25 protein-coding genes are annotated in these 26,249 nt (G+C 67.6%); 3 read left to right on the forward strand and 22 right to left on the reverse strand.

Features of this window, described 5'->3' with window-relative positions:
• Positions 1-20: 20 nt before the first annotated feature.
• From BGO47_RS04300 to rsmA, 7 genes are all read right to left on the reverse strand, one after another.
• Positions 21-782, reverse strand: a complete 762-nt coding sequence (locus tag BGO47_RS04300; RefSeq protein WP_292708901.1) for an ABC transporter permease subunit — start codon at positions 780-782, stop codon at positions 21-23.
• Positions 779-1,465 carry an ABC transporter permease gene (locus BGO47_RS04305; protein ID WP_292708904.1) on the reverse strand — a complete coding sequence of 229 codons (687 nt, stop codon included), beginning with the start codon at positions 1,463-1,465 and terminating at the stop codon, positions 779-781. The genes BGO47_RS04300 and BGO47_RS04305 overlap by 4 nt, the downstream gene beginning before the upstream one ends.
• Positions 1,462-2,304 carry an ATP-binding cassette domain-containing protein gene (locus BGO47_RS04310; protein WP_292708906.1) on the reverse strand — a complete coding sequence of 281 codons (843 nt, stop codon included), beginning with the start codon at positions 2,302-2,304 and terminating at the stop codon, positions 1,462-1,464. Before BGO47_RS04310 ends, BGO47_RS04305 begins: the two co-directional genes overlap by 4 nt.
• A 12-nt stretch (positions 2,305-2,316) precedes the next feature.
• Positions 2,317-2,619: a DUF427 domain-containing protein gene (locus BGO47_RS04315; RefSeq protein WP_292708908.1), complete on the reverse strand. Its 303-nt coding sequence runs from the start codon at positions 2,617-2,619 to the stop codon at positions 2,317-2,319.
• 140 nt (positions 2,620-2,759) lie between these two features.
• Positions 2,760-3,734, reverse strand: coding sequence for a 4-(cytidine 5'-diphospho)-2-C-methyl-D-erythritol kinase (locus BGO47_RS04320; RefSeq protein WP_292708910.1), 975 nt, complete (start codon positions 3,732-3,734; stop codon positions 2,760-2,762).
• Positions 3,731-4,810 (reverse strand): aldo/keto reductase, encoded by a 1,080-nt coding sequence (locus BGO47_RS04325; protein WP_292708912.1) that lies wholly within the window; start codon positions 4,808-4,810, stop codon positions 3,731-3,733. The genes BGO47_RS04320 and BGO47_RS04325 overlap by 4 nt, the downstream gene beginning before the upstream one ends.
• A 9-nt stretch (positions 4,811-4,819) precedes the next feature.
• Positions 4,820-5,674, reverse strand: coding sequence for a 16S rRNA (adenine(1518)-N(6)/adenine(1519)-N(6))-dimethyltransferase RsmA (rsmA, locus tag BGO47_RS04330; protein ID WP_292708914.1), 855 nt, complete (start codon positions 5,672-5,674; stop codon positions 4,820-4,822).
• Positions 5,675-5,766: 92 nt separating this feature from the next.
• Between rsmA and BGO47_RS04335 the strand changes: the two genes are divergently transcribed.
• The gene (locus tag BGO47_RS04335; protein WP_292708916.1) at positions 5,767-7,221 is read left to right on the forward strand and encodes a sugar porter family MFS transporter; all 1,455 of its coding nucleotides are present in this window, start codon (positions 5,767-5,769) and stop codon (positions 7,219-7,221) included.
• Between the two features lie 3 nt (positions 7,222-7,224).
• On the opposite strand, the gene hemL is transcribed toward BGO47_RS04335, so the two are convergent.
• The 8 genes from hemL to hemE form a co-directional block, all read right to left on the reverse strand.
• Complete coding sequence (gene hemL / locus BGO47_RS04340) at positions 7,225-8,538, reverse strand: glutamate-1-semialdehyde 2,1-aminomutase (RefSeq protein ID WP_292708918.1); 1,314 nt, start codon at positions 8,536-8,538, stop codon at positions 7,225-7,227.
• Complete coding sequence (gene hemB / locus BGO47_RS04345; RefSeq protein ID WP_292708920.1) at positions 8,535-9,536, reverse strand: porphobilinogen synthase; 1,002 nt, start codon at positions 9,534-9,536, stop codon at positions 8,535-8,537. The genes hemL and hemB overlap by 4 nt, the downstream gene beginning before the upstream one ends.
• Positions 9,533-10,300: a uroporphyrinogen-III synthase gene (locus tag BGO47_RS04350; protein ID WP_292708923.1), complete on the reverse strand. Its 768-nt coding sequence runs from the start codon at positions 10,298-10,300 to the stop codon at positions 9,533-9,535. Before BGO47_RS04350 ends, hemB begins: the two co-directional genes overlap by 4 nt.
• The gene (gene hemC / locus BGO47_RS04355) at positions 10,293-11,216 is read right to left on the reverse strand and encodes a hydroxymethylbilane synthase (RefSeq protein WP_292708925.1); all 924 of its coding nucleotides are present in this window, start codon (positions 11,214-11,216) and stop codon (positions 10,293-10,295) included. The genes BGO47_RS04350 and hemC overlap by 8 nt, the downstream gene beginning before the upstream one ends.
• The gene (locus tag BGO47_RS04360; RefSeq protein WP_292709206.1) at positions 11,213-12,358 is read right to left on the reverse strand and encodes a ferrochelatase; all 1,146 of its coding nucleotides are present in this window, start codon (positions 12,356-12,358) and stop codon (positions 11,213-11,215) included. The genes hemC and BGO47_RS04360 overlap by 4 nt, the downstream gene beginning before the upstream one ends.
• 65 nt (positions 12,359-12,423) lie before the next feature.
• The gene (hemQ, locus tag BGO47_RS04365; protein WP_292708927.1) at positions 12,424-13,116 is read right to left on the reverse strand and encodes a hydrogen peroxide-dependent heme synthase; all 693 of its coding nucleotides are present in this window, start codon (positions 13,114-13,116) and stop codon (positions 12,424-12,426) included.
• A 30-nt stretch (positions 13,117-13,146) separates the two neighbouring features.
• Complete coding sequence (locus BGO47_RS04370) at positions 13,147-14,538, reverse strand: FAD-dependent oxidoreductase (RefSeq protein WP_292708929.1); 1,392 nt, start codon at positions 14,536-14,538, stop codon at positions 13,147-13,149.
• Positions 14,528-15,649: a uroporphyrinogen decarboxylase gene (gene hemE / locus BGO47_RS04375; protein WP_292708931.1), complete on the reverse strand. Its 1,122-nt coding sequence runs from the start codon at positions 15,647-15,649 to the stop codon at positions 14,528-14,530. Before hemE ends, BGO47_RS04370 begins: the two co-directional genes overlap by 11 nt.
• A 41-nt stretch (positions 15,650-15,690) precedes the next feature.
• Between hemE and BGO47_RS04380 the strand changes: the two genes are divergently transcribed.
• Both BGO47_RS04380 and BGO47_RS04385 read left to right on the forward strand, forming a co-directional pair.
• Positions 15,691-16,950 carry a glutamyl-tRNA reductase gene (locus BGO47_RS04380; protein ID WP_292708933.1) on the forward strand — a complete coding sequence of 420 codons (1,260 nt, stop codon included), beginning with the start codon at positions 15,691-15,693 and terminating at the stop codon, positions 16,948-16,950.
• A 6-nt stretch (positions 16,951-16,956) separates the two neighbouring features.
• The gene (locus tag BGO47_RS04385; RefSeq protein WP_292708936.1) at positions 16,957-18,042 is read left to right on the forward strand and encodes a LacI family DNA-binding transcriptional regulator; all 1,086 of its coding nucleotides are present in this window, start codon (positions 16,957-16,959) and stop codon (positions 18,040-18,042) included.
• Here BGO47_RS04385 and BGO47_RS04390 read toward each other — a convergent pair.
• From BGO47_RS04390 to BGO47_RS04420, 7 genes are all read right to left on the reverse strand, one after another.
• Complete coding sequence (locus tag BGO47_RS04390; protein ID WP_292708938.1) at positions 18,024-18,905, reverse strand: TatD family hydrolase; 882 nt, start codon at positions 18,903-18,905, stop codon at positions 18,024-18,026. The two genes, BGO47_RS04385 and BGO47_RS04390, sit on opposite strands and share 19 nt — an antisense overlap.
• A complete protein-coding gene (gene metG, locus BGO47_RS04395) occupies positions 18,902-20,479 on the reverse strand; it encodes a methionine--tRNA ligase (protein WP_292708940.1) in 1,578 nt (525 codons plus the stop codon). Before metG ends, BGO47_RS04390 begins: the two co-directional genes overlap by 4 nt.
• Before the next feature lie 38 nt (positions 20,480-20,517).
• Complete coding sequence (gene rsmI / locus BGO47_RS04400) at positions 20,518-21,327, reverse strand: 16S rRNA (cytidine(1402)-2'-O)-methyltransferase (RefSeq protein ID WP_292708942.1); 810 nt, start codon at positions 21,325-21,327, stop codon at positions 20,518-20,520.
• A 53-nt stretch (positions 21,328-21,380) separates the two neighbouring features.
• Positions 21,381-22,619 carry a multiple monosaccharide ABC transporter permease gene (gene mmsB, locus BGO47_RS04405; RefSeq protein WP_292708944.1) on the reverse strand — a complete coding sequence of 413 codons (1,239 nt, stop codon included), beginning with the start codon at positions 22,617-22,619 and terminating at the stop codon, positions 21,381-21,383.
• 25 nt (positions 22,620-22,644) lie between these two features.
• Entirely contained in the window at positions 22,645-24,174 is a 1,530-nt protein-coding gene (mmsA, locus tag BGO47_RS04410) for a multiple monosaccharide ABC transporter ATP-binding protein (protein ID WP_292708946.1), read from the reverse strand.
• 72 nt (positions 24,175-24,246) lie between these two features.
• On the reverse strand, positions 24,247-25,377 hold the full coding sequence (chvE, locus tag BGO47_RS04415) for a multiple monosaccharide ABC transporter substrate-binding protein (protein ID WP_292708947.1): 1,131 nt from the start codon (positions 25,375-25,377) through the stop codon (positions 24,247-24,249).
• Between the two features lie 56 nt (positions 25,378-25,433).
• The gene (locus BGO47_RS04420) at positions 25,434-26,201 is read right to left on the reverse strand and encodes a class II aldolase/adducin family protein (RefSeq protein WP_292708948.1); all 768 of its coding nucleotides are present in this window, start codon (positions 26,199-26,201) and stop codon (positions 25,434-25,436) included.
• Between the last annotated feature and the right edge of the window lie 48 nt (positions 26,202-26,249).

Raw genomic sequence — 26,249 nt, forward strand, 5'->3', positions numbered from 1 at the left:
TGCGGGGTCTTGGTGGTGCGTCAGGCGGACGGGCTGGATGCCACGGCGGCGCGAATCCCGGGCGGTGTCTTGTCGGACCGCGGTTCGGGGTCGGCTGACGGGCGCCGGGTTCTTGTGGCGCGCTGCCCGCGCGGCACTGCAGCGCGCTGCAGCAGCGCGAGCAGCCCGTCGAGGATCAGGGCAAGGAGGGCGACGAGAATCGATCCGGCCAGAACCTGATCGAACGCGCGCAGCGGAAGGCCTTGGATGATCGGGAATCCGAGCCCGCCAAGGTTCACGTAGGCGGCGATCGTGACGGTTGCGACGACCTGCAGCGTTGCGGTGCGAAGGCCCCCGACCAACAGCGGCAGACCCAGCGGAACCTCGACGCGCCACAGGACCTGCCAGCGAGTCATGCCCATGGCGCGCGCCGCGTCGATCGTGGCCCGATCGATGGCCTGCAGGCCGGTGTAGGCGCCGGCGAGCAGGGAGGGGATGGCGAGCAGGACGAACGTGATCAGCGCAGCTTCGGCGCGACGCGTCACGCCGATGACCAGAACAAGAAGAATCAGCAGTCCGAACGAGGGAATCGCGCGCGCCGCGCCGGAAACCGCAACGGCGACCTCGCGTCCTTTCCCCGTGTGTCCGATCGCCCAGCCGATCGGCACGGCGATGAGAGCCGCGATTCCGACGGCGGCGAAGGTGTACCCGAGCTGCTCCAGCAGCAGCGTCGGGAGGCTGTATCGGCCCGTCCACTGTTCGGGCGCGATGATCCAGGCCCAGGCGTCGATGAGGAGGTTCATGCGTTCGCCTCCGCCGGGACAGCGGATGAGGCTGCGCGAGGCCGTCTCCGCGTGCGGCGCGTCCACGGCATCAGCACCCGCCCGATCACGACCAGCACGAGATCGATCAGGAGCGCAAGAATGACGACAGCGACGACGCCAGCGAGGACCTCCGGGATGATGCGGCGCTGCAGGCCGTTGGTGAACAGGTATCCCAGATTCGAGACACCGACGAGGATCCCGACCGGGGCGAGCGCAATCGTGCTGACGGCCGCAACCCGCAAGCCCGCCAGGATGACCGGACCCGCCAGCGGAAGCTCAACCGCGAAGAAGCGACGCGCCCCGGAGAAACCCATGGCCGTCGATGCGCCTCGTACCCCCTCGTCGACCGAGTTGAGTCCGTCAACGACCGACCGCACGAGAAGCGCGATCGCGTAGAGGGTCAACGCGAGAATGAGGTTCAGATCGCTGAACGCGACGTAGCCGAAGACTGCGGGAAGCAGAAACAGCAGCGCGAGCGAGGGGATGGTATACATCAATCCCGTGATCGTGACGACGGTGCCACGAAGAAGTCGGAACCGCCAGGCGAGGAAGCCCAGTGGAATCGATAGGACGAACCCGAGCAGGATCGCGATCAGACACTGGCGGAGGTGCTCCACCGACAGCTGGAGGATCAGATCGAGGTTGTCCAGAACCCAGGTCACGACGGTACGCCTCGCGTGCTCTCATCCGGGTCACGGAGCATGCCCTGCGTGCGCCCCTGTCCGTCGATCACAGCCGTGCCGGTAGCGGTCTTCTTCAGGTGCAGCGAGCGCTTGCCCTGGTCGGCGCCGATGAACGACGCCACGAACTCGGATGCCGGATTCTCGAGGATCTCACTCGGCGTGCCGACCTGGGCGATATGAGCGCCCTTCTCCAGGATGACGACCTGATCGCCCAGCAGAAACGCCTCGTCGATGTCGTGCGTGACGAACACGATGGTCTTGTCGACCTCGTCCTGAAGTCGCAGCAGCTCCTGCTGCAGTTCCGCACGCACGATCGGGTCGACGGCTCCAAAGGGCTCGTCCATCAGCAGGATGTTGGGGTCAGCCGCGAGTCCCCGCGCCACCCCCACACGCTGTTGCTGCCCGCCCGAGAGCTGACTCGGGTAGCGCTTGGCGAACGATCGGTCCAGACCCACGATGTCCATGAGTTCGAGCCCACGGCTGCGCGCGGCCGCGCGAGACATTCCCTGGAGCACGGGGACCGTCGCGATGTTGTCGATGACGGTGTAGTGCGGCAGCAGGCCGGAGTTCTGCATCACGTAACCGATGCCGCGGCGCAGCTTGACCGGGTCTTTGCCCGCGATGTCCTCACCGTCGATGGTCACCACACCGTGCGACGGCTCCACCATGCGGTTGATCATGCGCAAGAGAGTCGTCTTGCCGCATCCGGAGGAGCCCACGAAAACCGTCGTTTTGTGCGCGGGGAGGGTCAGACTGAACCCGTCGACAGCGCGGGTTCCGTCGGGGAACTGCTTCGTGACGTCGTCGAAGATGATCACGGCGGCACCGGGTCAGTCGATGACCGACACATCCTTCCCGAAGGCGACATAGCCCGAGAAGTCGGCCCCGACGCGATCGAACGCGCTCGGGTATGGCGTCGGGTAGGCCCACGCCCCGTCGGCGTGCGTGACTCCGTCGGCGACGATGTCGTAGTACTGGCACACGCCCTTCCACGGGCACGTGTAGGGCGTCGGACTCTCGACCAGCGCACCGTCTGCGATGCTGCTCGGCGGGAAGTACCAATTTCCCTCGATCGAGAGGAGATCATCGCGAGACGCCTCTGCGATGACGACGTTGTCGATGACAGCCTTCATGGTTCTCCGTTCGTCGGGGACCGCCGATTCGGCTTCGAATCACGCTACCGGAGGCCTGGGACACTGGGGCGGTTCCGGACGAAGCGAATATCCGGCGGTAGTGTCCGCCGCGCGTCAGAAGCGCCGGCGCCCCGGTCAGATCAGATCAGACGTGCGCCGGGTACGGGTCCGTGAGCGTGGAGGGCTGTGTACCCCGCGGCAGACAAGGTCACCTGTAGCTCCAAGGCCGACTCGAGATCTTCGGCGAGGAACGCGGTGGTGGGGCCCGACCCCGACACGATCCCCGCGAGAGCTCCCGACCGCTCCCCCAGTTCGAGCACATCACGCAGCTCGGGCCGGAGCGACAGCGTCGCCTCCTGCAGATCGTTGTGCAGGTGAGCCGCAAGTTCCTCGGGATCGCCGGCGCGGAGAGCGTGCAGCACACCCGTTCCGACGGCCGGGTCTGCGTCATCGTCGCGAGCCCCGGAGATGCGGTCCAGCGGGATCGCGCCCGTCGACGGATGCCCCGCCGACACGGCCCGCGCGCGAAGCCGGTCGAGTTCGCTGTACACCGCAGGGGTGGACAGTCCGCCATCGGCGAGCGCGATGACCCACTCGAAGCGACCGGTCGCGAGCGCGGGACTGAGCCGGTCCCCCCGACCCAGGCCCACAGCGGTTCCTCCCATCAGGGCGAACGGGACGTCGGCGCCGAGTCTGGCAGCCAGCCGATGCAGTTCGGCCGATCCCACGTCGGTGCGCCACAGCGCATCGCACGCGACCAAGGCAGCGGCGGCATCCGCCGAACCGCCGCCCATTCCCCCGGCGACGGGGACGTGCTTGTCCACCGTGAGGTGAACGCCGCCCTCGTAGCCGGTGTGTTGCGCGAGGATGCGTGCAGCCCGCAGGGCGAGGTTTCGGTCATCGAGCGGGACCGCTGAGACATCCACCGAGCCGGTGACCTCGAGCCGAAAGTCATCTGCCGCTACCGCCCACACCTCCTCGAACAGCGAGACAGCCTGGTACGCGGATGCGACAGCGTGGTAGCCGTCATCGAGAAGCGGCCCGACCTCGAAGTACACGTTGAGTTTGCCCGGTGCCCTCACCCGGACCGCGTCGGAGCGAAGCGGTGCCGTCACGATGCCGCGGAATCCGACCAGATCGGACCCGACGGCGAGAGATCGATGCCGTCGGTGAGTGCGTCGATCTGCTCGAGCTCTTCGGTGTCGAATTGCGGGCCCGAGACCGCGGCGAGGTTCTCGTCGAGCTGGGACGGACGCGAAGCCCCGATGAGCGCGGACGCGACCACCGGGTCACGAAGCACCCACTGGATGGCCATCTGCGCAAGGCTCTGGCCCCGCTGCCGGGCGATCTCGTTCAAGCTGCCCAGGATCGACCGGCCACGTTCGGACACTCGATCCGCCGGCACCGAGTTGCGGCTCTGCGCACGGTCGGCGGCCGCTTCGCTGAGGTACTTATCGGTAAGAAGGCCCTGCGCGAGGGGCGTGAACGCAATAGCGCCCAGTCCCTCCTGGCTCAGCACGCCTGTCAAACCGTCCTCGACCCAGCGATTGAGCATCGAGTACGACGGTTGGTGGATGACCAGCGGCGTCCCCAGGCTCCGAGCCACGGCCGCGGCGATCGCGGTCTGCTCGGCCGAGTACGACGAGATCCCGACGTAAAGGGCCTTGCCCTGACGCACGAGGGTATCGAGCGCTGCGATCGTCTCTTCGACGGGAGTGACCGGATCCATCCGGTGGGAGTAGAAGATGTCGACGTAATCGAGACCCATGCGAGCTAGCGACTGGTCGGCGCTCGCGAGGATGTACTTGCGCGAACCGTAGTCGCCGTACGGCCCCGGCCACATGTCGTAACCGGCCTTGGACGAGATGATCAATTCGTCACGGTAGCGCGCGAAGTCCTCGCGCATCATCCGTCCGAAGTTCGTCTCGGCCGATCCGTAGGGCGGCCCGTAGTTGTTGGCCAGATCGAAGTGCGTGATCCCGGAGTCGAAGGCGTGCCGTAGCAACGCCCGCTGGTTGTCGAACGGGATGTTGTCACCGAAGTTCCACCACAGCCCGAGCGAAATCGGTGGGAGGTACAGACCCGACGTGCCCACCTGTCGGTAGTCGGTGGCGCAGTAGCGGTCCCCGGATGCCGAGTAGGGGCGGTGGATGTCGCTTCGGCTGCGCGAGAATCGCTGCTCTTCGGTCATGCTTCGAGGCTATCGCGCAGCCGCGGCGGTTGCTCTGGCGATGCGCAGGAACTCCGCAGCCGTCAGCTCCTCGCCGCGGGCAGTCGGTGCGATCCCGGCGCGTTCGAGCACGACGGATGCCTCGAGTGCGCTTCCGCCGAGCACCGCGGCAAGCGCCTGGCGCAGCATCTTGCGCCGCTGCTGGAACGCGGCGTCGATGATTCGGAAGGTCAGGATCCGCTCCTCCTCCGAGCCGAGTGGTTCGGCCCGCTCGAACCCGACGAGGACGCTGTCGACGTTGGGAACGGGCCAGAAGACCTGGCGCGACACCGTGCCAGCGAGGCGCCACGAACCCCACCATGCGGCCTTGGCACTCGGTGCCCCGTACACCTTGGACCCGGGCGGGGCCGCGAGCCGCTCACCGACCTCGGCCTGAACCATCACGACCCCCCGAGCGATCGAGCGGAAGGTCTCGAGGAAGTGCAACAGCACCGGAACCGACACGTTATAGGGCAAATTGGCCACGAGCACTGTCGGGTCACCGGGAAGATCCGTGACCCGCAGGGCGTCCTGGTCGATGACCCGCAGCGCACCTTCGGGAACGCCATGTGCGGATGCCGTGGCGGGCAGGCGTTCGGCGAGCCGGTGGTCGATTTCGACAGCGGTGACGTCAGCTCCGGTCTCCAGGATCGCGAGAGTCAGAGAGCCGAGCCCGGGGCCGACCTCGACGACGTGCTCCCTGGCCTGGACGCCGGCAAGGTGCACGATCTTGCGCACCGTGTTGGCGTCGACGACGAAGTTCTGTCCGAGCTTCTTGGTCGGGGTGACGTCGAGATCTGCGGCCAGCGCCCGCACTTCCGCGGCGCCCAGGAGGGTGACGGGCATGGGTTCACTGTAGTTCGCCGCGAGCGCGAACTTCGTGAATCGGGCAACCGGAATCCGTTACACGGCATCGCCGCGGGAGTACGGTGAGTCGCGTGACATCCTCATCTGACGCGCTCCCCACGGGGACGTTCCATCTCAATAGTCCCTATGGTCGCCGCGCCGTCGGCCTGTCCATCGCCGCTGCTGTCGGTGGATTCCTGTTCGGCTTCGACTCTTCCGTCGTCAACGGCGCGGTCGAGTCGATCCAGAGCGACTTCGCCCTCAACGACTTCGTGACCGGATTCATCGTCGCGATCGCCCTGCTCGGTTGCGCGGTCGGCGCGCTCATTGCGGGAAACCTCGCCGACCGGTGGGGGCGCCTGCGGGTCATGTTCCTCGGCGCGATCATGTTCTTCGTCAGCGCGATCGGAACGGGCCTTGCCTTCTCGGTCTGGGACCTGGGCCTGTGGCGCGTGGTCGGCGGTATCGGCATCGGTATCGCGTCTGTGGTAGCACCCGCCTACATCGCTGAAGTCGCTCCCCGGCAGATCCGCGGCTCGCTCGCCTCTTTGCAGCAGCTCGCGATCACGATCGGTATCTTCGCGGCGCTCCTGTCGGATGCCTGGCTCGAGGGCATCGCCGGCGGCGCCGACAACGTGCTCTGGCTGGGCCTGGAGGCCTGGCGCTGGATGTTCCTGGTCGGCGTCGTTCCCGCGGCCGTGTACGGCATCCTGTCGTTCACCGTGCCCGAGTCTCCGCGTTTCCTCATCAGCAAGGGCCGCACTGACGAGGCGCGGGCGATCTTCGCGCGCCTGGTGCCTCCGGTCGACCTCGACAAGACGATGAACGAGCTGACGCTTGCCATCGAGACCGATAAGAAGAACGCGGGCGTGTCGATTCGAGGCAAGGCCCTGGGTCTTCAGCCGATCGTCTGGATCGGCATCATCCTGTCGGTGTTCCAGCAATTCGTCGGCATCAACGTGATCTTCTACTACTCGACGAGCCTGTGGAACTCGGTCGGCATGACCAACGCGCCCCTGATCAGTGTGATCACGAGCGTGACGAACGTGCTCGTGACGTTGATCGCGATCTTCCTGGTAGACCGCGTCGGGCGCAAACCGATCCTGCTGACCGGCTCGGTGCTCATGGCACTGTCGCTCGGCACGATGGCACTGGCCTTCTCGTTCGCTACCGGTACCGGGAAAGACGTCCACCTCGACGGCGCGTGGGGTCCGATCGCCTTGGTCGCGGCGAACCTGTTCGTGGTCGGCTTCGGCGCATCCTGGGGGCCGCTCGTGTGGGTGCTGCTGGGCGAGATCTTCCCGAGCCGCATCCGCGGCAAGGCGCTCGGTGTCGCCGCGGGCGCCCAGTGGATTGCGAACTTCCTCATCACGATGACCTTCCCGGTCATGTCGAGCTGGTCGCTGCCGCTGACCTATGGCATGTATGCGACGTTCGCAGCACTCTCGTTCTTCTTCGTGCTGTGGCGGATCCCCGAGACCAAGGGCATGGAGCTCGAGCAGACCGAGACGCTGTTCACCCGACCGAAGGCCAAGGCCTCGGCCTAGGACTCAGGCGCGGGCTGCAGCGGCGGCCCGCGCCGCGGTGGGCAGAGCAGCGATGATGCGCTCGAGCGCCGCGTCGTCGTGCGCGGCAGTGAGGAACCAAGCCTCGAACGCCGACGGCGGGAGCGAGACACCGGCATCGAGCATCGCGTGGAAGAACGCGCGATACCGGAACGACTCCTGCCGCACGGCGGTCTCGTAGTCGGACACGCCGGCCGCGACATCCTCGCCCCAGAACACGCTGAAGAGGTTTCCTGCCCGCTGGATGACGTGAGCGACGCCCTCCCGCGCCAGAGCATCCTCCACGGCGGTGGAAAGCTCGTCGGCAACACGGTCGAGCCGCGCATAGACCGCGGCGTCCGCGAGTCGGAGCGTCGCCAGGCCCGCCGCGACCGCGACCGGATTCCCCGAGAGCGTGCCGGCCTGGTAGACCGGGCCCAGGGGCGCGAGCATCTCCATCACCTCGGCGCGTCCGGCGACTGCCGCCACGGGGAGGCCGCCGCCCACGACCTTGCCGAACGTGAAGAGGTCGGGACTGTAGACCTCGCCGGCGGCAACCTGCAGCCCCCAGAAGCCGGCAGGGCCGACGCGAAAGCCCGTGAGCACCTCGTCGAGGACGAGCAGCGCACCGTTGTCGTGGCAGGTCTGCGCGAGCAGGGCGTTGAAACCCGGATGCGGAGAGACGACTCCCATGTTCGCTGCTGCGGCTTCGGTGATGACGGCAGCGATACGCCCCGGATGCTGCGCGAAAACCGCCGCGAGCGCCTCGGGGTCGTTGTATGGAACGACGATCGTATGAGCCGCGATCGCCTCCGGGACGCCCGCCGAGCCCGGCAGCGCGAGAGTGGCAAGGCCGGACCCCGCCTGCGCAAGAAGCCCATCGGAATGCCCGTGGTAATGGCCCGAGAACTTCACCACAAGATCGCGGCCCGTGAAGCCGCGGGCCAGCCGCACCGCCGTCATCGTCGCCTCGGTGCCGGTCGACACGAGGCGAACACGCTCGACCGCTCCCACCCGGGACGTGATCTGTTCGGCAAGTTCGGTCTCGGCCGGTGTGCTCGCTCCGAACGACAGGCCGCGGGCAGCGGCATCCTGAACGGCAGCGACGACCTCCGGATGCGCGTGACCGAGGATCGCAGGACCCCAGCTGGCGACGAGGTCGACGTACTCGCGGCCGTCAGCATCCGTCACATACGGTCCGCGGGCGGAGACGAAGAAGCGGGGCGTGCCGCCGACCGAGCCGAAGGCGCGCACCGGCGAGTTGACGCCCCCCGGCATCGCGGTCTGGGCCCGGGCGAAGAGTTCATCGTTGTGGGTCATCGCGCACCTCCAGCTTTGTGCCCGTCGCGCAGCGATCGCCCGACCTCCAGCGCCCAGTACGTCAGGATCGCGTCGGCCCCAGCTCGACGGATGCCGATCAGGGACTCGATGATCGCGCGATCGCGGTCTATCGCCCCCGCCGCGGCGGCGAGCTCGACCATCGCGTACTCCCCCGATACTTGATAGGCCCAGACCGGGATCGGCGAGCGCTCCGCAACCGCTGCGAGGACGTCGAGGTAGGGTCCCGCGGGCTTGACCATGACGATGTCGGCGCCCTCCTCAATGTCGCGGGATGCCTCCAGCAGCCCCTCCCGACCGTTTGCCGGGTCGAGCTGGTAGGTCTTGCGGTCTCCGACGAGGGTGGACTCCACGGCGTCGCGGAACGGGCCGTAGAACGCCGACGCATACTTGGCCGAGTAGGCCAGGAGCACGACATCCGCTCGCCCCGCCGCATCGAGAGCTTCGCGCACCGCGGCGACCTGGCCATCCATCATCCCCGAAAGGCCCAGGATCTCAGCTCCGGCGTCTGCCTGCGCGAGCGCCATCGCCACATACCGCTCGAGCGTCGCGTCGTTGTCGACCCCGCCCTGCGCATCGAGAACGCCGCAATGGCCGTGATCGGTGAACTCGTCAAGGCACAGGTCGGCCTGCACGGTGAGCCGGCCCGCAGCTGCCGTCCGGGCGACGCCGATGGCGTGGTTGAGGATGCCGTCCGGGTCGGTGGCCCCGGAGCCTGCGGCATCCCGAGCGAGGGGCACACCGAACAGCATGATTCCGCCGAGGCCCGCGTCGGCAGCGGCATCCACGACCTGCGGCAGGGTCTCGAGCGTCTCTTGCCGAACGCCCGGCATCGTCGCAATGGGCTGAGGTTCGTCCCGCTCGGTCACGAAAACGGGGAGCACGAGGGCGGATGCCGAGAGCGTGTGCTCGGTGACCATGCGCCGCATGGCCGGGCTTTGCCGCAACCGACGTGGGCGGTGGGAGGGATGGGTCGTCATGCTCGGGTCTCCACGGAGGTGCGGGGAAGGGCTGCGATCAGCGCCTCGATGCTCTGTTCGGGTGAGGTCAGCGACACGGTGAGCCCGCGACGCTCGGCATCCCGGGTCGTACCGGGGCCGAGCGAGGCGAGAAACGTGCGCTCCGGGAGCGGGCCGACCTGGTGACTGAGCTCGCGCACGACACTCGTCGAGGTGAGCAGCACCGTGTCGATCCGTCCCGATCGAAGATCGTCGACGATCCCGTCCGGAAGGTCGATACCGACGGTGCGGTAGGCGATGCAGACGTCCACGGCGTAGCCGCGAATCTCCAGTTCGTCACTGACGACCGCCATGGCGAGGTCGGAGCGCACCACGAGGCACCGTCCGACTCCCTCAGGATCATGTGCTGAGCACCACTGCTGGGTGAGGCTGAGCGCCGACGACCGACCGGCGGGAATGAAGTCGACCTCGAACCCGGCATCCACGACGGCGCGGGCTGTCGCGCGCCCGACGGCGGCGACTTTCGTGGCAGCAGGAATCTCAACACCCGCCGCGCGCAGGTGTTCGACAGCAGCGGCACTGGTGATGAACACCCAGTCATACTCGCCGGCGGCCAGCGCTGCGAAGGCACGGTCGCGGGCCGCCACATCCCGCGGCGGTTTGGTCTCGATCAGCGGCGCGATGACCGCCACCGCGCCGCGGTCTACGAGCAGGCGCGCGACGCGCTCACCCCACGCGCCGCCACGGGGCACAAGGACGGTGCGTGCGTCGAGTGCTTCAGTCATCGAGTTCATCGACCCCCCGATCTTTGAGCACCCGCACGACTCGCTCGGCCAGCGCCGCCCGGCCCGCGGGCTCGGCGACGACGGCGACCGGCGCAGCATCCGCGACACGGATGCTGCGCCGACCGTCTCGCCGATAGACCGTCGCGGCTACCTCGACGTGCTCGCCGTTTTGGGCCGCGGAGATGCCGACCGGGGCAGCGCAGCCAGCCTCGAGCTCGGCAAGCACGGCCCGCTCGAGGAGCGCCGGGATCGCGGCCGCGGGATCGTTCAGACCCCGTAGCGCCCGACCGAGCTCGGTCGTCGTGTCGGAGGTGCGGATCTCAACGGCCAGAGCCCCTTGACCTGCAGAGGTCGGCCAGGACTGCAGATCGAACAGTTCGGCGATCTCGGCGTCCCGGCCGATACGGCGAAGGCCGGCTTCGGCGAGCACGATCGCGTCGTACTCGCCGTCCGCGACCTTGCGCAGGCGCGTGTCCACGTTGCCGCGGATGTCGGCGACCAGCAGATCGGCGCGGCGCTGCAGAACCTGTGCGGCCCGGCGCGGCGAGCCGGTTCCCACGCGCGCTCCGGCGGGGAGTTCCGCGAGGGTCACACCGCCGCGCGAGCACAGCGCGTCGCGCTGACCCTCGCGCTCGGGAACCGCGATGAGAGTCAGGCCCGGGTACGCAGCGTTCGGCAGGTCCTTGAGGGAATGCACGATCAGGTCGCACTCCCCCGCGAGCAAGGCTTCGCGCAGCGCCGTCGCGAACACACCGGTGCCGCCCAGCGACGCGAGCGACCCGGTGGCGACATCACCGTGGGTCGTCAGCGGAACGAGGTCGACCGCAAGCCCGGAGGCTGCCGTGAGCATCCGGGCCACCGTTCCGGACTGCGTCATCGCCAGCGTGCTGGCACGGGTTCCCAGCCGCACGGTCACGGCGTCAACCCCGCAAGGGCCGGGCGGAAGCCGAGCCTGGCGTTCTCACAGCATCCGGGTCGGCACACGTCGAACCAGGGTCCCAGCGACGTGAGTCTCGGGCGCTGGGATGCCGGAGTCCCGTTCAGACGCTCGGCGACGAGGTCGACGAGCCCCGCGACGTAGGCGGGGGCCGTGCCGGGGGTCGCGGTGCGTACGGCGACAAGACCGAGCTCGGTGGCGGTCTCGATCGCTTCGGTGTCGAGGTCCCACATGACCTCCATGTGGTCGCTGACGAACCCGAGAGGAACGATGAGCACGCCGCGCCGACCCTGTTCGGGCAGCTGCGCGATCGCGTCGTTGACGTCGGGCTCGAGCCACGGCACCGACGGCGGGCCGGATCGGCTCTGGTAGACCAGCTGCCAGGGGCTCGTGGATCCGAGTTCACGCATGATCTGCGTGGCGACGGCGGCGTGCTGCGCGGCGTAGGCACCACCCGGCCCGAAGTCGCGGTCACGGGGACCGGAGCGCTCGGCGTCGGCGACAGGGATCGAGTGCGTCGAGAAGAGCACCTCGATCTCGTTCGGATTCTCGATGCCCCGCTCCCGCAGCTCTGCGAGCCCTGCGCGGATGCCGGCGACGAAGGGTGCCACGAAGCCCGGGTGATCGAAGAACTGCGCGACCTTGTCGATCTGGAGCTGCTCGCCCAGGCTCGTAGCCTCGAGCGCGTCGGCGAGGTCTTCGCGGTACTGCCGGCACGACGAATAGGAGCTGTACGCGCTCGTCGCCAGCGCGAGGACGCGGCGGTGACCGTCAGCATGGAGCTGCTGCACCGCATCGGCCACGTACGGCATCCAGTTGCGGTTGCCCCAGTACACCGGCAGGTCGATCCCGCGCGCGCGAAGCTCGGCGTCAAGGGCGGCGACCAGATCGCGGTTCTGCTGGTTGATCGGCGAGACCCCGCCGAAGTGGCGGTAGTGGTGTGCGACCTCCTCGAGGCGCTCGTCGGGGATGCCGCGACCTGCCGTGACGTTGCGCAGGAACGGGATGACGTCATCCTGCCCCTCCGGGCCACCGAACCCGAGCAGGAGCAGGGCGTCGTAGGCCACGGGCTCTTCCACGTGTGCGGGGCCGGATGCCGCCGCCGGCGTTGCACCGCACACCGCAGCGCCGGGCGCACAGTAGGCGCCCGTCGCGTGCGGGGGCTTGGGTCGGAACGTCGTGTCGCTCACGACAGAACGCCCTCGAGCTCGCTGACCTCGACACGCCTACCGGTGAAGAACGGGACCTCGTCGCGCACGTGACGGCGGGCATCCGTCGCGCGGAGGTCTCGCATCATGTCGACCAGGCTCAGCAGGTTGTCGCTTTCCAGCGGAAGCAGCCACTCGTAGTCGCTGAGCGCGAAGGTCGAGACCGTGTTGGCCACGACATCACGGAAGGCACTCCCCTTGCGGCCGTGCTCGGCGAGCATCGCTGAGCGCTCGGCTTCGGGCAGCAGGTACCACTCGTAGCTGCGCACGAACGGATAGAGGCAGAGCCACTCCCGCGGTGCCTCTCCGCGCAGGTACCCGGGCACGTGTCGCTTGTTGAACTCTGCCTCGCGGTGAACGCCCATGGCACTCCACGTGATGCTCGCCTCGCGCAGCGCCGCGGTGCGGCGAAGCCGGCGCAGGGCCGCCTGCAAAGCCGCGGGGTCCTCACCGTGCAGCCACACCATGAGGTCGGCATCCGCGCGCATGCCGGTGACGTCATAGAGGCCGCGCAGGGTCACGCCTGCCGCGGGAAGCTCAGCGATCTCGCTCTCGAGGTCGCCGAACTCCGGCGCCGCCACGCGCGGGACGGCGAGCACGGTGAAGAGGGTGTAGCCCGCGGGCGTCGGCTCAGCCTCGGGAGTCGAGGCGGGGGTTACGGGATCGGTCACGATTCCTCCAGTCAGAAGCAGCGGTGCGGGTTATGAAGCGGCGGACGCGAGCGGGGGCGTCGCAAGCGCGTGGATCAGGGTGTCGGCGACCTCGCGCGCGTGCGGGATGACCGACGCGAGCCCGGTACCGGCGACCGTGGCGCCGGCGAGGCGGACGCGGGAATCGGCGGCGACAACGGGCATCGAGGACGACGACGAAGATGCATCCCAGCGGCGCACGTGCAGCTCGCGCACGTCCTCCGCCGCAAGGGAAACTCCCGTCACGGCGCCGATCGTCATCGCGACGGATGCCTCATCGAACGTTCCCGCGAGACCATCGCGCGCCGAGAGCCGGACGACGTGGTGATGAGGCTCGAGCTGCTGCTCGATCCACCCCCACTTCGCGTTCGCGTGCGTGAGCGCCTTCGCGTCGATGGGTGCGGCGTCGGCGATCAGCGCTCCCGTTCCCACCGGGTGAACATCCAGACCCGGGGAACGCACGAGCGCGATCGCCAGTTCGACAGGAGTTCCGTCACCGTCGCTGTGCTCCCCGAGGAGCCGCAGCGCCTGGTCTCGACCGGTGGCGACGACAACGGTTCGAGCGCGGATCGCGAAGCTCCCGGCATCCACGTTCAGCGCCTCGTCGCCCGCGCGATCTCCCCCGGCGCCTGCACCATGCACGCGATGAACCGGGGTGTCGAGCATGATGATCGCCCCGGCGGCGCGGGCGCGGGCTGCCAGTTCGACGGGCAGCCGCCACATGCCGCCGACGATCCCTGCGACGGCGCTACCAGGGCGCGGCCCCGCAGCAAGCTCCGCGACGGCGTCCGTCAGCGAGCCGCTCTGCACGAACCGCTGCCACAGCTGCGGGTGCACGACCGAGAGCTTCAGGTCGCGCGCAGAGCGCGAGAAGACGCCGCGGCAAACGGTGTCGACCACCGCGCTTGCCAGATCATCGCCGAGTCGCGTGGAAACAAGGTCGTAGAGCGAAGGCTCCTCAGCCGGCACGGGCAGTACCCGCTCGGCGCGGGGCAGGGCGAGCGCCAGAATGTCGGCAGCGCGCGGATCGGCGGGGATCCCGAGGACGCTGCGCCGCGGGAGCGGAGCGCGACGGATGCCGGAGTCGCCGCCGGCCACGAGCCACGCCCCCGCGGGGTTCGGCGCCGTGACCGTGACGGGAAGCTGCCAGCGGTCGATGAGATCTGTCACGCCGGTGGTTCGGGTCGCGAAGGACTCGGCGCCGGCATCCACGGTCAGACCAGCAGCGCCCACGCCAGCATCGCCGCCGATCATGACCGGCGCGAGCATCCCGCCGACGCGGTCGGATGCTTCCACGACGATGGTCCGGAGCCCAGCCGCGGCGGTCTCAGCGGCAACGACGAGGCCCGCCATCCCCGCGCCGACGATGCAGACATCGACGAGCTCGTTTGCCTCAGCGGGCATCGTGCACCCTCACGACAAGATCCGTGAGCACGGCAGGATCGGTCTCGGGCGGAACCCCATGCCCGAGGTTGAAGACGTGAGCGCGCGCCGCCGTGCCTGCGGCGATGATCCGAGAGACCTCGGCGGCGCGAACCTCGGCGGGGGCGAAGAGCATCGCGGGATCGAGGTTGCCCTGCACCGTCACGTCTGTCCCGATCCGCATCAGCGCCTCGTCGAGATCGATCCGGTGGTCGATGCCCACGACGTCAAGGTCCAGGTTCGCGATGTCGCCGAGGAGGTCGGCGGTGCCGACGCCGAAGTGCGAGAGCGGAACCCGGGGCATCCCCGAGTCCACGGGCGGTTCGATCTGCCGTGCGTGAGCGAAGGCTCGAGCGGATGCCGGGAGCGCCGCCTGCCGGTACAGGCGCGGGGACAGCGAGCCGGCCCAGGAGTCGAACAACTGCGCGGCGCTGGCACCGGCTTCGATCTGGAGGGCGAGGAAGCGCCCGCTGATCTCGGCAAGCCACTGCGTGAGCGCGGCCCACCCTGCCGGGTCCTCGTGGATCAGGCGGCGCGCGGCGAGGTGATCCTTCGAGGGCCCGCCCTCGACGAGGTAAGCCGCGAGGGTGAATGGTGCCCCCGCAAAGCCGATGAGTGGGAGCGGCGTGCCGCGAGCGGCAGACTCGTCCGCGAGCATCTCGGTCGTGCGGCGCACGGCGTCGATGATCGGCCCGCCCCGCTCGGTCACAGCCGCCGGATCGATCGCCGTGACTCGCGCGATATCGGCCGCCGAACGGACCGGGTCGGCAAAGACGGGACCACGGCCGGCCACGATGCGCACGTCGATCCCGGCCAGCACCAGCGGCACGACGATGTCGCTGAAGAAGATTGCGGCGTCAACACCGTGACGGCGCACCGGCTGCAGCGTGATCTCGCTCGCAAGAGCGGGGTCCAAACACGCATCGAGCATCGAACCGCTCTCACGCAGCGCGCGGTATTCGGGAAGCGAACGCCCGGCCTGCCGCATGAACCACACGGGGGTGATGGCTGGTCGGTGTCCGAGGAAGGCGCGGATGAGATGCGAGTCCTTCGTCGCGTGGGCAACGAGCGGATGCTGATCGGAGAGCTGCATAGTTAATCGATATACTAACCAGTCGACGCGAGGAGGAAGCGATGCTGGTCTGCCTATCGGCCAACCACCGGGCTACCCCGTTCGCCTCCCTGGAACGTCTGGCGGAAGTGGGCGACGACGTCCGCCGCGACATCCCCCGTGCCCACGAGTCGATCGGCGGCGCCGTGGTGCTGGCCACCTGCAACCGGTTCGAGGCGTACCTCGATATCGACCCCGACGAGGGCCACTCGGCCGAATCCGCCGTCACTGCCGCGCTCGGCGAACTGGCCGACGCCTCGGGGATCGACTACCGAGAGTTGCGCGAGACTCTCGATGTCACGGTCGGCAATCGTGTCGCGCATCATCTGTTCGCCGTCGCCTCGGGCCTGGACTCGGTCGTCGTCGGCGAAGACGAGATCGCAGGTCAAGTCACCCGCGCCTACGAAGACGCCCGCGGCGAGGGGATGACGACCCGCGCCCTCGAGCACCTCTTCGAGCGCGCGAAAGAGACGTCGCGGACGGTCAAGAACTCGGCGCGGGTGGGTGAATCCGGTCGCTCCCTCGTCCGCCTCGCCCTCGAGCTCGCCTCCTCGCGGATCACCGACTGGACAAGCGCCCGCGTGCTCCTGATCGGCACCGGTCAGTATGCCGCGGCGGCGCTAGCTGCACTGCGCGTGCGCGGCGCGCGCGGCATCCGTGTTCATTCGGCATCCGGCCGCGGTCCGGAGTTCGCCCAGCGACACGGACTGATCCCGGTCGACCCGGATTCCTACCATGCCGAGATCGCGTCGGCCGATGTCATCGTCACCTGCACGACCCGGGTCGTGCTCGGCGGCGACGAGCTGGACGCCGGCCGCGCCGCCGTGACAGCCGCAGCGGAGCGACTCCTGGTGATCGATCTCGGCATGCCTCGGAACGTCGCCGCCGACGTGCAGGAACGTCACGGCGTCGAGGTGCTCGATCTCGAGACGATTCGCCTGCACGCGCCGCTTGACGAATTCGCCTCGCTCGCCGACGCGAAGGCGATCGTCGCGGATGCAGCACTCCGCCACGCCGGGGCAGGCAGGATCCACGATGTCGCCCCTGCCGTTCAAGCGGCGCGGGGATGGGTACAGGAGCTCTTGGACGCCGAGATCGCCCGCCTCCCCGAGAACCCGTCCGAGAGTTCCCTCAAGACCGAACGGGCCCTCCGGCATTTTGCCGGCGTGATCATGCACCACGTCGTTGCGCGCGGCCATACACTGGCCTCCTCCGGGGAGGGCGAACGCTGGTCAGCGGCGGTCGACACAGTTTTCTCGGAGGCGCCGAATCCCGGCACGTGAGTGAGCATGATCCAGCAGCCCGACCAGACACCGATCCCGTTGCCGCGCGCGCGGGTCACGGTGAAGGATGTCGCGGCCAAAGCCGGCGTATCCACGGCGGCGGTCAGTCAGGCACTCAACGGCCGGGGTGCGCTCAGCGCCGAGACGAGGCAGCGGATCCTCGACACTGCGTCGGAGCTCGGGTACTCGCCCGATCGGTACGCCGCAGCGCTCCGGCGCGGACGAACGCTCTCGATCGGGTACGTCGCGTCGCCGCCGCTTGACCCGGTACGCGAAGCCGCTCAGGCGCAGTATGCGATGCGTCAGCTCAGCGCCCTCGTCGACGCTGCCGCCGCGCACCAGTTCACGGTCACCGTCATCCCCTCCGCGCGCCCGGAGCTGCTGCGCAGCGCCCGGGTCGACGCCGTGTACGCACCCGATGCTCGCGAGAGCGACCCGCTGCTGGCGATCGCGGCAGCCCAGAGCATCCCCGTCATCACCAATGACCTGCCCCTTCCCCCGGACGCGGGGATGTGGATCCGCACCGGGTACGAGGATGCCGCGACCGCTGCCCTCGACCTCCTCGCGGCCGGCGGCGCCACAAACATCGGGCTTCTCACCGGCGAACCAGGGCTCCCCCGTCTGGAAATCGGCGAGAGCGTCTACGCGCAGTGGTGCGCCAGCCGCGGTCAGGCGCCGATCGTCGCCCGGGTGGATGCCGCGAGCCTGGAGCTTGCCGGGAGCATCCGTGAACTCCTGCTGCACGGTGTTGACGGGCTGTTCTCGTTCGCCCCGGAGGGGCCGCGGCTGTTCCTTGACCTCACGGCTCTCGATGTCGTGCTGCCGCGCGATCTTCAGCTTGTCGCGCTGTGCCTGCATGACTGTGCTCTGAACCGCCGCCTGAGTGTCACCCACGTGTGCGTTCACCCCGAGCAGGCGCCCGAGCTCCTCTTTCCCGAGCTGGTTGCAGCGCTGGAATCCGCAAGCACCCCGACGTCGCCGGTGATTCTGCCGTGGGAGCTGGTGGGCGGATCGACAACCCGCTCGGCGCCGACGTCCGTTCGTCGCGGCACCGCGCCCCAGGCCTTCGCCGCTCAGGCGAACGTGCCGTAGACCTCGATCGTGTTCGCGGCCACCTGCGCGGCGAGCTCGTCGACCGGCAGACCGAGCTCGTCGGCCATGAACCGCAGCGTGATGGGCACGAGGTACGGCGCGTTCGGACGCCCTCGGTGCGGAACCGGGGTGAGGAAGGGCGCATCGGTTTCGACGAGAATCCGCTCGAGCGGTGTGACCGCGAGCGCATCGCGCAGGTTCTGCGCATTCTTGAACGTGATGTTGCCGGCGAAAGACAGGTAGTAGCCGCGGTCGGCGGCGATCCGCGCCATCTCGGCATCCCCCGAGAAGCAGTGGAACACGGTCTTCTCGGGCGCACCTACGCTCTCGAGCACGCGCAGAACCTCGTCGTGCGCGTCCCGATCGTGGATCTGCATCGCAATGCCGTGTTTCTTTGCCAGAGCGATGTGTGCTTCGAACGACCGATACTGAGCCGGTTGACCCTCGGCATCCGTGCGGAAGAAGTCGAGTCCGGTCTCGCCGATCGCACGCACCCGCGGGTGGATGGCAAGCTCGTCCATCACCGCGATCGCGGCATCGAGTTCCCCGGCCGCCTCGTAGGTCGGCGCCTCGTTCGGGTGGATCGCCACCGCCGCGAGAACCTGCGGGTGGTGCTCGGCAGCCCACGCGGCCCAGCGCGAGGACTCCACGTCACCGGATGCCTGCACCACGCCCGCGATACCCGCCGAGGCCGCCCGGGCGAGCTGCTCGTCGAGGCTCAGCGGGTCGTCGCCGTCCATGATCTCGAGGTGGCAGTGATTGTCGTACACGGGCACCGCGAGCGGCTCGGGCAGCTCGGGATAGGTGAGATCGCGCCGGCCCGATGCCGACCGCTCCCTCGTATACGCGCTGGGGTCGCTCACGCCGGCTGCTCGACGCGCGGGAACAGCGGCGCGAGGCCATTGACCGAGGTGCCGGGCTTCAGCCGACCCCAGTTCCCCGCCTCGCGAAGCGGCTGGTCCTGGAGGCGGCCGATGGTCTCGGCAGCGCCGAGGGCGATCCAGAGCTTCTCGGTCGAGATCGGCATCACGGGCGAGAGCAACTGAGCGAGCGCCCGCAGACCCTCCGCTGCGGTGTAGAGCACGGTCTCCAGGCGCGGTCGAAGCGCGTCATCCTTTGCGAGCGCCCACGGCTCGTTCTCGGTGATGTACCCGTTGAGCTCGTCGACGATCGTCCAGATCGCCGCAATCGCCTCATCGATGCGGAATCGCTCGATCGCGGCATCCGCGTTCGCCGCAGCCTCCGCGACGACCCGCTGGATGGCGAGGTCGGCATCGGTGTAGTGCGCTGGCGGCGGCACGATTGCCTCGAAGTACCGCTCGATCATCGCGACCGTGCGGGAGGCGAGGTTGCCGAATCCGTTTGCAAGCTCCGCCTGGTACCGGGCCGACAGGTCCTCCCACGAGAAGGAGCCGTCCTGACCGAAAGCGATAGCCGAGAGGAAGTAGAAGCGGTACGCGTCGGAGCCGAAGACGTCGGTGATCTCGGTCGGCGCGATACCGGTGAGCTTGGACTTCGACATCTTCTCGCCGCCCACGAGCAGCCAGCCGTGCGCGAACACGCCGCGGGGCACCTCGACCCCGGCAGCCATGAGCATCGCCGGCCAAATGACGGCGTGGAAGCGCAGGATGTCTTTGCCGACCACATGATATGCGGGCCAGCGCCGCGCGAACTGCTCGGGGTCGGATCCGTAGCCGACGGCGGTCGCGTAGTTCAGGAGCGCGTCGACCCACACGTAGATGACGTGGGAGGGGTCCCAGGGCACCTTGATTCCCCAGTCGAACGTGGACCGCGAGATCGACAGGTCTTTCAGGCCACTGCGAACGAAGGATGCCACTTCGTTGCGCGCCGACTCGGGCCGCACGAAGTCGGGGACGCTCTTGTACAGCTCGAGCAGTCGGTCCTGGAACTCGCTGAGCTTGAAGAAGTAGTTCTTCTCCTGCAGCAGCTCCAAGGGCTTCGAGTGGATCGCGCAGACCTTGAGGCCCTCGAACGCGCCGGTGCCGTCCTGGATCTCCGCCTCGGTCTTGAACTCCTCACACCCGACGCAGTACAGCGCTTCGAACTCGCCAGCGTAGATGTAGCCGTTGTCGTAGATCGCCTGCACGAACTGCGTCACGCGCTCTTCGTGGCGAGCCTGCGTGGTGCGGATGAAGTCGTCGTTCGCGACATCCAGCGTGCGAAGCAGCGGAAACCACGATTCGCCCACGAGCCGGTCGACCCACTCCTGCGGGGTGGCACCGTTGGCAGCGGCAGCCCGCAGCATCTTCTGGCCGTGCTCGTCGGTTCCGGTCAGCATCCAGGTGTCATCGCCTGACTGTCGGTGCCAACGCGCAAGCGTGTCCACGGCGACCGTCGTGTACCCGTGTCCGATGTGCGGGACATCGCTCGGGTAGTAGATCGGCGTCGTGATGTAGAAGGAACTGCCGGAACTCACCCGAGAAGTCTAGTTCGGGCCGATGCCACCCCGCGGGTCTATGACAGTGACGCGTTGTAGAGCTCACGCGATGAGTGCCCGGAGGCTGCAGCGACCTCGGCGCAGGCATCCTTCAGGCGCTTTCCCTGCGCGAGGAGGTCCGAAACGTAGGCCACCGCGTCCTCGAACGACATCGCGGGACCGGCGGCGCCACCGACGACGATGACGATCTCTCCCCTGATTCCCTCGGCTGCCCAGGCGGCGAGCTCGTCCAGGGCACCGCGGCGTACCTCCTCGTGAAGCTTGGTGAGCTCCCGGCACACGACGGCGGCACGGTCTGCACCGAAGATGCCGGCCATATCAGAAAGGGTCTGCGCGCAGCGCGCCGGCGACTCGAAGAAAACCATCGTGCGTGGCTCGGCGCGCAGCGCCGACAACGCGCTGCGACGCTCCCCCGACTTGCGGGGCACGAACCCCTCGAACGTGAACCGATCGGTCGGAAGGCCCGAGACCGCCAGCGCCGCCAGTACCGCGCTCGGCCCCGGCAGAACACTCACCGCGACCCCGGCCGCGGCTGCCGTGGCAACGACCCCGAATCCCGGGTCACTGATGGTCGGCATCCCAGCGTCCGAGAGCAGGAGCACGTCGGTGTCTCGTGCGATCTCGACGAGCTCAGCCGCGCGCGCCTTCTCGTTGTGATCGTGGAGGGCGATCAGCCGCGGCCGGTTCTGGATGCCGAGAGCTGCAAGCAGCCGTTGTGTCGTGCGGGTGTCTTCGGAGGCGACCACCTGAGCGGCTTCCAGCGCCTCAACAAGGCGCCGAGACGCGTCGCCGAGATTACCGATGGGCGTGGCGGCGAGGATGATCACGGCCCCAGCCTAGGGCTGACGCCTCAGGCTGGGGCCGTGCCCACTCGACTGACTCAGCTGTTGCCCGAGCGCCGCTTGTTGTAGACGTCGAAGGCGACCGCGAGCAGCAGCACGAGGCCCTTCACTGCCTGCTGCCACTCGATACCGATGCCCATGATCGACATACCGTTGTTGAGCACACCGATGATGAGGCCACCGATGATGGCACCGCCGATCGTGCCCACGCCACCCTGGACTGCCGCGCCACCGATGAAGGCTGCCGAGATCGCCTCGAGCTCGAACCCGTCACCGGCCTTGGGGCCGGCGAGGTTCAGACGCGCGGTGAAGATGAGTCCCGCGAGCGCGGCGAGGAAGCCCATGTTGACGAACAGCAGGAAGTCGACGCGGCGGGTCTTGATGCCCGACAGCTCCGCGGCGTGACGGTTGCCGCCGATCGCGTAGATGTGGCGGCCGAAGACCGACCGGTTCATGATCGTGCCGTAGAAGAGGACGAGCACCGCCAGGATGATCAGAGTCACCGGGATGCCCTTGTACATCGCGAGCGAGAACATGAAGAACACGATCGCGGCCGACACCAGCAGCAGCTTGACGATGAACCAGACGATCGGGTCGACCTCCTGGCCGTACTTGACCCGGGCGGCCCGCGAGCGCACCTGGTTCAGCACCAGCAACACGATCGCAGCGGCGCCGACCAGCAGCGTGAAGATGTCGGGGGTACCTTCACCGAACACACCGGTGAGGAATCCGTTGCCGAGCGCGCGATACTCCTCGGGGAACGACCCGATGTTCGCGTTGCCGAGGACCACGAGCGCGAGCCCGCGGAAGATGAGCATGCCCGCGAGGGTCACGATGAAGGCCGGGATGCCGACGAACGCCACCCAGAATCCCTGCCAGGCTCCCACGACGGCACCGATCAGCAGCGACAATACGATCGCAAGCCACCACGGGAGCCCCCACTGCACGGCGAACACGCCCGAGAGGGCACCGATGAAGGCAGCCACCGACCCGACCGACAGGTCGATGTGACCGGCGATGATGACCATCACCATGCCGATCGCGAGGACCAGGATGTAGCCGTTCTGGACGATCAGGTTCGAGATGTTCTGCGGGCGCAGCAGGATGCCGTCGGTCGTGATGGTGAAGAACACCACCACCGCGATGAGGGCGATGAAGATACCGTTCTTGCCGAGGTCGCCGAGGATGTTGCTGAACCATCGGGTGAACTTGTTGTCGGGCGGGTTGACGAGCGCTCCGGCTGCCGTGGATTCGGTGTTCGGGATGTCGTTGGACATGGTGTCTGTTCTCCTGCGCGGCCCGTCAGCGGGCCTTTTCCATGGTCATGAGCTTGAGGACCGATTCGGGTGTCGCTTCTTCGACGGGCAGTTCGCCGGTGATGCGGCCCTCCGAGATCGCGTAGACGCGGTCGGAGATGCCGAGCAGTTCCGGCAGTTCGGACGAGATGACGATGATGCCCTTACCGGCAGCGGCGAGCTTGTTGATGATCGTGTAGATCTCGTACTTCGCTCCGACGTCGATGCCGCGCGTGGGCTCGTCGAGAATCAGCACCTCGGGGTCGGAGTAGATCCATTTCGACAGGACGACCTTCTGCTGGTTGCCGCCCGAGAGCTTCCCCGTCTTGACCAGCACGTTGGGTGCCTTGATGTTGAGGTCTCGGCGGTACTCGTTGGCCACCGCGTATTCCTTGTTGTCGTTGACCAGGCCCAGACGCTCGAGCTTGCCCAGCGACGCCATCGAGATATTGCGCTTGATGTCCTCGATGAGGTTGAGCCCGTAGGTCTTGCGATCTTCGGTGGCATACGCCAGTCCGTTCTCGATCGCCTCAGCAACGGTGCGGGTCTTGATCTCGCGCCCGCGCATGTACACCTTGCCGGAGATCTTGCTGCCGTAGCTGTGTCCGAACAGGCTCATGGCGAACTCGGTGCGCCCGGCGCCCATGAGTCCCGCGATCCCGACGATCTCGCCGGCACGGACGTTGAGGGACACGTTGTCCACGACAACACGCGACGGGTCTTGCGGGTGGTAGGCGGTCCAGTCTTCGACGCGCAGAAGTTCCTCGCCGATCTGCGGATCGTGGTCGGGATACCGATGCTCCAGGTCGCGGCCGACCATGTCCTTGATGATGCGGTCTTCGGTGACATCGTCGCGAGCGATCGTCTCGATCGTCTTCCCATCACGGATGACGGTCACGGTGTCGGAGATCTTCTTGATCTCGTTGAGCTTGTGGCTGATGATGATCGACGTGATCCCCTGCTCTTTGAGCTGGAGGATCAGGCCGAGCAGGTGATCGGAGTCCTCGTCGTTGAGAGCGGCTGTCGGCTCGTCGAGGATCAGCAGTTTGACCTCCTTCGAGAGCGCCTTGGCGATCTCGACGAGCTGCTGCTTACCGACCCCGATCTGCTTGATGGGAGTCGTCGGGTTATCTCGCAGGCCCACCCGAGCAAGCAGCTCCGCGGCCTGGAAGTTCGTGCGGTTCCAGTCGATCAGACCGAGGGCGCCGCGCTGCTCGTTGTTGAGGAAGATGTTCTCGGCGATCGAGAGGTGGGGACTCAGCGCCAGTTCCTGATGGATGATGACGATGCCCTTGGCCTCGCTGTCGCTGAGGCTGCGGAAAGCTACCTCTTCACCCTCGAAGACGATGGTGCCGTCGTACGAGCCGTGCGGATAGACGCCGGAGAGCACCTTCATGAGCGTCGACTTGCCGGCGCCGTTCTCACCGCAGATCGCGTGGATCTCACCGCGCTCGACCTCGAGCGTGACGCCTGAGAGCGCCTTGACACCCGGGAAGGTCTTGGTGATGCTGCGCATCTCGAGGATGTTGTCCGCCATCATGACTCCTTGTCAGCATTCGGCCTCGTGTCGGGCGGCGCAGCGCGCCGCCCGACACGATCTTCGATCTTCTTAGCCGTTGATCTCGGCTTCGGTCCAGTACCCGGTGTCCACGAGCACCTCGGTGATGTTGTCCTTGACGACGATCGCCGACTCCAGGAGGTACGACGGGACGACCTTCACGCCGTTGTCGTAGTCGGTGGTGTTGTTGACGTCGGGCGTCTCACCGTTGAGCAGAGCCACCGCCATGTCGACCGCGACCTGCGCGAGCAGGCGGGTGTCCTTGAAGATGGTCGAGTACTGCTCACCGCGGTTGATCGCCTTGACCGAGTCGAGCTCGGCATCCTGGCCCGAGATGATCGGCCAGCCGTCGCCGACGGTGTAGCCGGCGTCGGTGAGGGCCGAGATGATGCCGCGCGAGATGCCGTCATAGGGCGAGAGCACCGCGTTGACCTTCGAGCCGTCCGAGTAGAACGCCGTCAGGATGTCTTCCATGCGGCTCTGCGCGGTCTCGCCGTCCCAGCGGAGCGTCGCAGCCTGCTCGATCTCGGTCTGACCCGACTTCACGACGAGGGTGCCGTCGTCGAAGTAGGGCTGCAGGGTGTCGATCGCGCCGTTCCAGAAGAAGAACGCGTTGTTGTCATCGAGCGAACCGGCGAACAGCTCGATGTTGAACGGGCCGGTCGGCGCGCCGTCGATCGGGGTGCCGTCCAGTTCGGTGAGGCCCAGGCCGTTGAGGATCGAGGTGGCCTGCTGCACGCCGACCTGGTAGTTGTCGAACGACGCGTAGTAGTCGACGTTCTCGGTGTCGCGGATGAGGCGGTCATAGGCGATGACGGGGATGCCGGCATCCGCAGCCTCCTGCAGAACGCTCGTGAGCGTCGTGCCGTCGATCGAGGCGATGATCAGGGCCTCAGCACCCTTGGTGATCATGTTCTCGATCTGCGAGACCTGGGTGGGGATGTCATCCTCGGCGTACTGGAGGTCGACGGTGAATCCCTGCTCCTCGAGCTCAGCCTTGACGGCGTCGCCGTCCTGGATCCAGCGCTCGGAGCTCTTGGTGGGCATTGCGACGCCGACGAGGCCGCCGTCTCCGCCACCATCGGTTGAACCGCCGCCACCGGAGCCGGAGCATCCGGACAGCAGCAGGGCGCCGGCGGCGAGGGTTGCCGCGCCGGCGAGCAGAATCTTCGTGCTCTTCACAGTGATTTCCTTTCTAAGGACATCGTTGTCTTGGTGAGTGTGTTCAGTTGTGGTGTTCAGTTGTGGGTGAGACCCGACCCGGGCACCGTGGCGTCCGGGGTCGAGGTGGCATGACGGCGGGCGCGCTCGTGCAGCTCTGCAGCGACGGTGTCATCGAGCGCCAGGTCGTCGAGCGGGCCGGACTGGGAGACCAGGAGCGCGTGGCGCGCTGCGACTTCGAGAGCTGACGCGATCCGCATCGCCTCGCGCAGATCAGCGCCGACCGCGAAGACGCCGACAGCGCGAACGAGAGCAACGGGGCGCTCGGATCCGAGTGCCCGCGCTACCGCGTCAGCCAGCGCTTCGGGATCGGCAAGATCGGCGACCGTGACCGGAACCGGACCACCGAACTCTTCGGCGGCAGCGGTGGTCAGGCACGGCAACGAGTCGGCACGCGCCGCCCACGCCATCGCGTACGGCGAATCGGTGTGAACGATCGCCACCGCGCCAGGGAGATCACGGTAGATGCGGGAGTGGACCGCAGCATCCGCGGACGGAAGGCGCTCGCTACCGAGAACTTCGGGGAGAGCGACTCCGTCGAGATCGCACAGAACCATGCGCTCGGGCGAGATCTTGTCGAGAAACGCCCCTGCCGGAGCGATCACGAACAGGTCAGCTGCGGTGATGCGTGCCGACACGTTGCCGCGGGGGCAGGCGACCAATCCGCGCTGCTCGAGCTCAGCCTGCCGATGAGCGACATCGGCGCGGGTCCGCGCGATAGCCACTTCGGCTTTGACACCGGCGGCGTATCCCTCGGTCGTGCCCGCAACATCCTTGGGCGGCATGGCTGAACTCCTTCGTTCCGATCAGTAGCGATCGGTGTGACAGTCAAT

Origin of the sequence: Microbacterium sp. 67-17 (genome assembly GCF_001898325.1) — a bacterium.
Classification (GTDB): domain Bacteria; phylum Actinomycetota; class Actinomycetes; order Actinomycetales; family Microbacteriaceae; genus Microbacterium; species Microbacterium schleiferi.

Bases quoted from the DNA above. Each gene is read 5' to 3' on its own strand.
- BGO47_RS04300 (WP_292708901.1), bottom strand. From the start codon at position 782: ATGAACCTCCTCATCGACGCCTGGGCCTGGATCATCGCGCCCGAACAG.
- BGO47_RS04315 (WP_292708908.1), bottom strand. From the start codon at position 2,619: ATGAAGGCTGTCATCGACAACGTCGTCATCGCAGAGGCGTCTCGCGAT.
- BGO47_RS04325 (WP_292708912.1), bottom strand. From the start codon at position 4,810: ATGACCGAAGAGCAGCGATTCTCGCGCAGCCGAAGCGACATCCACCGC.
- rsmA (WP_292708914.1), bottom strand. From the start codon at position 5,674: ATGCCCGTCACCCTCCTGGGCGCCGCGGAAGTGCGGGCGCTGGCCGCA.
- hemL (WP_292708918.1), bottom strand. From the start codon at position 8,538: ATGACCCACAACGATGAACTCTTCGCCCGGGCCCAGACCGCGATGCCG.
- hemB (WP_292708920.1), bottom strand. From the start codon at position 9,536: ATGACGACCCATCCCTCCCACCGCCCACGTCGGTTGCGGCAAAGCCCG.
- BGO47_RS04350 (WP_292708923.1), bottom strand. From the start codon at position 10,300: ATGACTGAAGCACTCGACGCACGCACCGTCCTTGTGCCCCGTGGCGGC.
- BGO47_RS04370 (WP_292708929.1), bottom strand. From the start codon at position 14,538: ATGCCCGCTGAGGCAAACGAGCTCGTCGATGTCTGCATCGTCGGCGCG.
- hemE (WP_292708931.1), bottom strand. From the start codon at position 15,649: ATGCAGCTCTCCGATCAGCATCCGCTCGTTGCCCACGCGACGAAGGAC.
- BGO47_RS04380 (WP_292708933.1), top strand. From the start codon at position 15,691: ATGCTGGTCTGCCTATCGGCCAACCACCGGGCTACCCCGTTCGCCTCC.
- BGO47_RS04385 (WP_292708936.1), top strand. From the start codon at position 16,957: ATGATCCAGCAGCCCGACCAGACACCGATCCCGTTGCCGCGCGCGCGG.
- mmsB (WP_292708944.1), bottom strand. From the start codon at position 22,619: ATGTCCAACGACATCCCGAACACCGAATCCACGGCAGCCGGAGCGCTC.
- mmsA (WP_292708946.1), bottom strand. From the start codon at position 24,174: ATGGCGGACAACATCCTCGAGATGCGCAGCATCACCAAGACCTTCCCG.
- BGO47_RS04420 (WP_292708948.1), bottom strand. From the start codon at position 26,201: ATGCCGCCCAAGGATGTTGCGGGCACGACCGAGGGATACGCCGCCGGT.